We start from the raw sequence: 621 nt of genomic DNA, 5'->3' as shown, positions 1-621 counted from the left end.
TCGGTATCATAACCAAAAGAAACAGAGCACCCGGACAATACCAGATGCTCCAATTCTCCACGAATAATATTTAAATTGTGAGGATCAATCATAAAGACTCGTATCTCACTCTTGATTGATCTGTCTGACCAATCGGAAAGGTCATTCATAATGATTCCTCCATTTGTTTAACAGATACTTCTCCCCACTCTCCGATTCTTGACCGTTGTCCTTTTGGAGTCAAATTCACAGATAATATTGCTGTGTGCAAAACCTCACCCTGCGGATTTCGGAAGATTGTGTGCTCTGCCGTTGTAAGCTCGTCCATATTTTCTCTTTTACCATTTGGCACAATGTCAGTATAAACACCGCTTACATCCAGGGATCGTGTGATCGTATTTCCAAAAGTGTAAACGGGACGAACTCGTCCTGTTGTCACCTGAGACGAATTATCAGAATCTCTGTTGTCCGAATACTCCGGGGATTTATCTACATTCAGTTTGATAACAGCCGTCTTTCCCTTCCAGTTCCATACATACACTTTTCCTTTCATAGTTTTCTTTACAGACGCCATTCCCCATGCAGATCCGTTTGATGTAAACACATAAATCGTGCATTCTGTATTAAGTGGGGGTGTGACAA

At 41.5% G+C, this 621-nt stretch carries 1 protein-coding gene; it reads right to left on the bottom strand.

From position 1 onward, the window contains the following. Positions 1-145: 145 nt before the first annotated feature. Positions 146-621: hypothetical protein (locus ACTQZS_RS15430; RefSeq protein WP_441476603.1), on the bottom strand; the 476-nt coding region annotated here is incomplete at its 5' end.

Origin of the sequence: Bilifractor sp. LCP19S3_H10 (assembly GCF_052119185.1) — a bacterium.
Lineage (GTDB): Bacteria > Bacillota > Clostridia > Lachnospirales > Lachnospiraceae > Bilifractor.
The sequence above is the reverse complement of the archived record's forward strand: the minus strand, read 5'-3'. Positions and strand labels throughout refer to the sequence as shown.